6 protein-coding genes are annotated in these 6,426 nt (G+C 40.6%); 3 read left to right on the top strand and 3 right to left on the bottom strand.

Features of this window, described 5'->3' with window-relative positions:
* Together ISP71_08780 and ISP71_08785 are read right to left on the bottom strand one after the other, a co-directional pair.
* Positions 1 to 1,828 (bottom strand): carboxypeptidase-like regulatory domain-containing protein (locus tag ISP71_08780; GenBank protein ID MBL6664177.1); only part of this gene is annotated, 1,828 nt, incomplete at its 3' end.
* Between the two features lie 9 nt (positions 1,829 to 1,837).
* A complete protein-coding gene (locus ISP71_08785) occupies positions 1,838 to 2,647 on the bottom strand; it encodes a GLPGLI family protein (GenBank protein ID MBL6664178.1) in 810 nt (269 codons plus the stop codon).
* 275 nt (positions 2,648 to 2,922) lie between these two features.
* On the opposite strand from ISP71_08785, the gene ISP71_08790 reads away from it, so the two are divergent.
* Genes ISP71_08790 through ISP71_08800 form a run of 3 tightly spaced genes read left to right on the top strand, consistent with a single transcriptional unit; the run spans position 2,923 to position 6,122 of the window.
* On the top strand, positions 2,923 to 3,882 hold the full coding sequence (locus tag ISP71_08790; GenBank protein MBL6664179.1) for an SUMF1/EgtB/PvdO family nonheme iron enzyme: 960 nt from the start codon (positions 2,923 to 2,925) through the stop codon (positions 3,880 to 3,882).
* Positions 3,883 to 3,888: 6 nt separating this feature from the next.
* The gene (locus tag ISP71_08795) at positions 3,889 to 5,208 is read left to right on the top strand and encodes a Gfo/Idh/MocA family oxidoreductase (protein ID MBL6664180.1); all 1,320 of its coding nucleotides are present in this window, start codon (positions 3,889 to 3,891) and stop codon (positions 5,206 to 5,208) included.
* A 5-nt stretch (positions 5,209 to 5,213) separates the two neighbouring features.
* Complete coding sequence (locus ISP71_08800) at positions 5,214 to 6,122, top strand: TIM barrel protein (protein ID MBL6664181.1); 909 nt, start codon at positions 5,214 to 5,216, stop codon at positions 6,120 to 6,122.
* Here the strand turns inward: ISP71_08800 and ISP71_08805 are convergent.
* Positions 6,119 to 6,426 (bottom strand): DUF4976 domain-containing protein (locus ISP71_08805; GenBank protein MBL6664182.1); only part of this gene is annotated, 308 nt, incomplete at its 5' end. The two genes, ISP71_08800 and ISP71_08805, sit on opposite strands and share 4 nt — an antisense overlap.

A 6,426-nucleotide genomic window follows, 5' to 3' on the forward strand; every position in this document is an offset into this window, starting at 1 on the left:
CGAGCTGCGTATTCGAATTACTGTACGAATGAACGGATACACCTGGGGTAAAGGTAAATTTACCCGTCCTAAACCTCCAGTGGAGTGCCAAATACAAATCGCTAAAGTTGTAGTCTACATCATTGCTAGATAGGCCGTCATTGAAGTTTGGAGTCAGCAGCTGGGTCAAACCTCCATTGAGAATTTCGAATAGCGAAGAATTGAAATTTTGTCTACTGACGATGGTACCCAAGGTAAAATTCAAATTACTTCTTGGACTTAAAATATGGTAGTAGTCTAATTTGGCGTCTAATTGATTCGATTTCACTCTTCGGCTTTGGCCAATATCGTAAAACAAGTTGGCATTTGACAGTCCTAATGCAGCTGCAGTAGAATCATAAGCATCCTCTAAATCATCCGGATTATTTTCGAGAACCGCGTTGTAAAATGGATCCTCGTCTTGCAATAAATGTTGCGCTTCTAAGGCAAAAATATTGTTCTCATCTAAGGTGAAATAGTAATTCAAATTTTGATTGATACTATAAGGCGTTGCTTCTTCTATTTGATCGGTACTGCCTATGACTGATGAATTCACAAATTGCTGCTGGCTATCATTTGAGTTTCTAGCCAAAACATCATAATCAATTTGATGATTAAAATTAGGCTTGTAGGATGCGCTCAATTTTAAAAGTCCTTGTTTAGATCGCTCATTACCAAATTGATTGGTGGTTTCATCAGGGATGTTGAGTTCTGCATTGGTATAGCGTACAAAACTGATTTCTTGAGAGTTGATCTGACTGTAATTATAAATCAAAAATCCACTGAGGTCGAGATTTTTAGAAGGTGCATAACTGAAATTGGCCGATGCTAATTTATTTTCTATGCGCTGCGCATTAGATTGATTGGTTAAGAAATTAAGACTGTTTTCTCCTAAGTTGATGTTGGTTCCGCTTCGTTGACTCGGGCGTCTAAATCCGCCCCCGAAACCTCGGATGTCTCTTCGGGTTAAAGCGACCTCACCTATATTGTTCAAATCTCCAATGAAATTTAGACTGTATTTGGGATTGTAGTAAAAAAGCTTGGGCTGGCCGATATACAACGACTCTGTTGGAGCTGAACCTCCACCTCCTGTAATATCTCCAAACCAAAAACTTTCTTTACCCTCTTTGAGCTTTACATTAATGGCTACATTGTCTTGATTGTTTCTAACACTGCTCAACTGCCCTACTTCAGCATAGTTTCGTAAGATTTGAATTTTATCTACTGCACTTGAGGGGATGTTCTTAGTCGCCACTTTCGTATCTCCGTCAAAGAAGTCTTTACCGTTGACCATGAGTTTATTGACCACCTTTCCTTCGACTTCGATTTGACCATCTTCATTGATTTCAACCCCGGGTAATTTTTCGACGATATCTTCAAGCTTTCGTTCAGACCCGTTTTGAAAAGAATCTGCATCGTATACAAGGGTATCACCTCTCACAGCAACAGGCATTTTTACAACGAGTTCAACTTCGTCTAGAGCAAAAGCGGGGTAAAGTGTGTAATCCTTTTGTATATCTTGATCTGTAGTACTGAGCTCTTCTTCGGCAGTTCCTAAACCGATATAGCTGACTTGAATTTTATAGGTTCTATTGTTTCTAAGTTTTAATTCAAAAGTTCCTTGAGCATTAGTTATAGCGAAGGTCTCAAGACTATTACTCTGTTTATCTATAGCCACTAAACTAGCCGATTCAAGCGGAGTTTGTAAACTGTCTAAAACACGACCTTGAAACTTTAATTGCGCCTGCAAAGAGGCGGTAAAACTAAAAGCCGCAAACAGCAGTATGAAATGATTGAGGGTATTTCTCATTCGAAACAATTAGTCGTTCATACGTCTACCTCGATTGTCACGCATTTCAATCATTTTCATTTGAATGGTCTTTCTGTAATCGATTTTATTAATTTCTTTTCCCTTGGATGGAGCTTCTATTTCAACAATCTCTTTGGGGTTCAATACGATCTGTGAACAAAGCATTACGGTATTTCCTGCACTGACTTCAAGAATTAAACCAGGAAGCCCCCAATATTCTGCTGGCCCCTGTTTGATTGGAATCTGAAGGGTATACCAGGCCTCAACTTCGGTCATTGCCTCATCATCTTCTTCACTTCGATTTAAGTCACCCCAGGAAAAATCATACCAAGCAAGTTCTGATGCCGACACCATGGCCGTCGCCTTAAAGCACATATACTCCCCTATTTGTTTCGCCTCAGTACCCATTTGCCAATCGATCTCTTGTAGTTTGTCTTTCACCAAAAAACGCTTTCCATAAAATTCTTGGGTCTGGACCAATTGATTGGCTTCTACGTTCTTGTACTGTTTGCCTCTGGCAAAATTACTTCCCCAAGAATCAGTCGCTCCAGATATAGCATCTACGCGTTCTTCTTCTTCAAAAATGGATTCGTTGCTGTTAAAACTTAAAATATAGGTTTTCTCCAATCTATTTTTGAGTCGGGCTTGCATTTGTTTCTTTTGAGCCTCGCTCATTCGAGCTGCCCAGTTCCCCAAATCAAGTTTTGATTTCGAGAAATAGTAAGCCTTACCTTGAACTTCTACAGAGGTTGATTTTTCACTTGAAGTAAATAAAGATAATCCCAATGCGGTCATCAGGAATAATGCACGAATCCACATAGTAGTAATTTTTTGTTTAACAAATATATACAATAATTAAACAGCTTTTGATAAAATAAATGGCCTAGTACATTCTTGTCTAAATGCATATCCATTTTAATCCTTAATCAGGCCAATACTGGGGTTAAATCAAACTTTAAGAGTTTGTAATTCATCTAATTTCAAGGCTAGAAACATAGAAATGAGTATCTATCAGCGCTCAACGAAACTCTACTTGATGATTTCATATTTTGGTTTATTTCTGTAAATTGAAGGGATAACTAACTAATACACTGATGTACCGCTTTAAATTTCTTGTCACAGGATTTTTATTTCTAGGATTTCACCTTGTCTTTGCTCAAAAAGAAGCCTACCGGCTAGAATTACCGGGCACTACTCAGGCTCTAGAAATGGTTTTTATAAAAGGCGGTAATTTTCAAATTGGCAGCCCGTCATCTGAAAAAGGGCATCAGCGAGATGAATCTCCTCAGTCTAACATTGAGGTCGCTTCTTTTTGGATGGCCAGTACTGAAACTACCTGGAATTTATACCAACATTTCGTAGACCGCGATATAGATGGTGAATCTCTTCAAAAAAAAGACCAAGACTTAGTCGATTTAGATATTGATGCCATAAGTGGAGCCACTACACCTTATGTCGATATGAGTTTTGGAATGGGAACCGATGATTACCCAGCCATTGGAATGACCCAAAAAGCGGCGGTTCAATTTTGCAAATGGCTCTCTGCGCTTACCGGTAACTTTTACCGTCTGCCTACTGAAGCAGAATGGGAATACGCCTGCCGTGCTGGATCCCAAACAGCATACAGCCATAGCGATGATGCTTCAGATTTAGAATTGTACGCCTGGTTTGAAGAGAACAGCAATGGCAAGTATCACAAGGTGGGGCAAAAAAAGCCAAATGCATGGGGCTTATACGATATGCACGGAAATATAGCAGAATGGACCTTAGATCAATATGAAATTGAAGCTTATAAAAAATTAGCTAAAGTCAAGTGGAATAAACCACTCAAGACCTACCCGAAATCAGTACGCGGGGGCTCATGGATAGACAGCGCCGAAAAACTGCGGTCTGCAGCAAGAAGAGGCTCTGATCCACAATGGAAAATGAGAGATCCCCAAATTCCCAAGAGTGAATGGTGGCATACCGATGCACCCTTCGTTGGATTTCGCATTGTCAGACCTTATCAAACCCCTTCTAAAAAAGAACAAGAACTATACTGGACGACTAAATAATATCTTATGAAAAAATCAACACTCCAAAACGACAGAAGAACTTTTATCAAACAGACTACTCTGGCCACTACAGGTATCTTATCTGCTAGTGTACCGGTAAAATCTTTCGCCAATGTCTTAGACAACAAAAAACTCAAACTTGCCCTTGTAGGTTGCGGTGGGCGAGGCTCAGGCGCAGCTGTTCAAGCACTGACGGCAGATGATCAGGTCGAACTCGTGGCTATGGCAGATGTTTTTCAAGATCGACTCGATTCGAGCCTCAAGGCCATAATTGACCACTTTGATGGCAGAAAAAAAATCAAGGTAAAAGACAAAAATAAATTTGTGGGCTTTGATGCCTATAAAAAAGCCATTGATGAAGCTGATGTAGTCATCCTCACCACTCCTCCAGGTTTTAGACCCTACCATTTTGAATACGCCATTAACAATGACAAACACGTCTTTATGGAAAAACCTGTGGCTACAGATCCTGTCGGTATTAGAAAGGTTTTAGACATGGCCCGAATTGCCAAAGAAAAGCGACTCAATGTTGTGGTTGGTCTTCAGCGTCATTACCAAAAGAAATATACCACGCTGTACAACCGGGTAGCTCAAGGAGCTATTGGAAAGATTACCTCTGGACAAGTGTATTGGAACGATGGAGGTGTTTGGGTAAAACCACGAGAGGCAGACCAAAGCGAGTTAGAATACCAAATGCGCAACTGGTATTACTTCAATTGGATTTGCGGAGACCACATATTAGAGCAACACATTCACAATATCGATGTGGCCAATTGGTTTATAGGAGCCTATCCAACTAGTGCCCAAGGAATGGGAGGTCGTCAAACCCGTACAGGAAAAGAATACGGCGAAATCTTTGACCATCACTATGTTCAATTTAATTATGCTGACGGGGCTGTGATTTCTTCTCAATGTAGACACCAAAAAGGCTGTGATTCGAGAGTAGACGAAGTATTTCAAGGTACCTCAGGAAGTGTTGAATTAGGCAGCGGATTACTAAAAGATCTCGACGGACAGGAACTATACAAATACCCCTATAAATGGGGGCAAGAAGCCAACCCCTATCAGGTAGAACACGACGAATTATTCAAATCCATCCGAAACAATGGGGTTATCAGTGATGCTGAAAATGGTGCGAAAAGTACCCTAACAGCCATTATGGGACGCATGGCTACCTATTCAGGAAAAACAATCAGTTGGGATGAGGCCTTAAATTCTGATCATCATTTGATGCCCGCTCAAGTAGATTGGAATACTACTCCCCCAAGCCTTCCGGATGAGAATGGACATTACGCAATTCCAACACCTGGAGTAACTAAATTTTAAATTCTATGAACAGAAGAAAATTCAACACCCTGGCAGGTTTATCTACCTTGGGAATGATGAGCGCTAAAGCGAATTACAACCCCTTAAATACGCCATATCAATATCACTTAAATTATGCACCTCACTTGGGGATGTTTAAAGCGCATGCAGGAGATGACCCTATTGACCAATTGCATTTTATGGCCGATCAAGGTTTTAAATCATTTGAGGATAATGAGATGAGAAATCGTCCCCTAGCCCTTCAAGAAAAAATGGCAAAAACTATGGTTGAACGCGGTATGAAAATGGGCGTTTTTGTCGCCCACAATATCGCTTGGAATAGGCCAAATTTAGCTTCAGGAGACAAGGACGAACGCGCTACCTTTTTATCGGAAATTAAATCGAGCATAGATGTCGCCAAACGCGTAAATGCAAAGTGGATGACCGTAGTTCCTGGTCTTAAAGATTTTAGAAAAAACATTGAATATCAAACGGTCAATGTGATTGATACGCTTAAAGCTGCCTGTGAATTATTAGAACCACACGGTTTGGTGATGGTACTCGAACCCCTAAATTTCAGAAATCACCCCGGCTTATTTTTGAGTGAAAGCCCACAAGCCAATAGCATCTGTAAGGCAGTAGGATCTGCTTCTTGTAAAATATTGTTCGACATCTATCATCAGCAAATTCAAGAGGGTAATCTCATTCCGAATATTGAGAACTGCTGGGATGAAATCGCCTATTTTCAAATTGGAGACAATCCAGGCCGCAAAGAGCCTTATTCAGGAGAAATTAACTATAAGAATGTCTTCAAATACATTCACGAAAAAGGTTTCGATGGTATCCTGGGCATGGAACACGGAAATTCCGTAGCAGGTAAAGAAGGAGAATTAAAAGTGATCAAAGCCTATCAGATGGCCGATGATTTCATCTAAGGCAGGCTCACGCGCCTTCCTGTAGATTTATGTTTAGGCATTTGGGCATCCACCTCGATTAAATAAGCTCGTAACTCTTGTGCGAGTTCTTTGGCCACTAAAGGATGCTGCGCATAGAGGTTCTTTTTCTCGCCAATATCTTCTCGGACATTGAAGAGTTCATAAGCCTCAGTTTGGTGGTAGTAGATGAGCTTAAAATCTCCTTTTCGAATTGCACTGAATGCTCCAATACCTGGACCAGATGGCCCCCACTCATTGGGATAATGCCAGTATAAGGGGCGATCTTCGGTGGTTTGAGTGACTT

The sequence above is a fragment of the Flavobacteriales bacterium genome, assembly GCA_016779995.1.
Lineage (GTDB): Bacteria > Bacteroidota > Bacteroidia > Flavobacteriales > UBA7312 > UBA8444.

Excerpts from the sequence above, each read along its gene's own strand:
- ISP71_08800 (MBL6664181.1), top strand. The coding sequence starts at position 5,214 with ATGAACAGAAGAAAATTCAACACCCTGGCAGGTTTATCTACCTTGGGA.
- ISP71_08795 (MBL6664180.1), top strand. The coding sequence starts at position 3,889 with ATGAAAAAATCAACACTCCAAAACGACAGAAGAACTTTTATCAAACAG.
- ISP71_08785 (MBL6664178.1), bottom strand. The coding sequence starts at position 2,647 with ATGTGGATTCGTGCATTATTCCTGATGACCGCATTGGGATTATCTTTA.
- ISP71_08790 (MBL6664179.1), top strand. The coding sequence starts at position 2,923 with ATGTACCGCTTTAAATTTCTTGTCACAGGATTTTTATTTCTAGGATTT.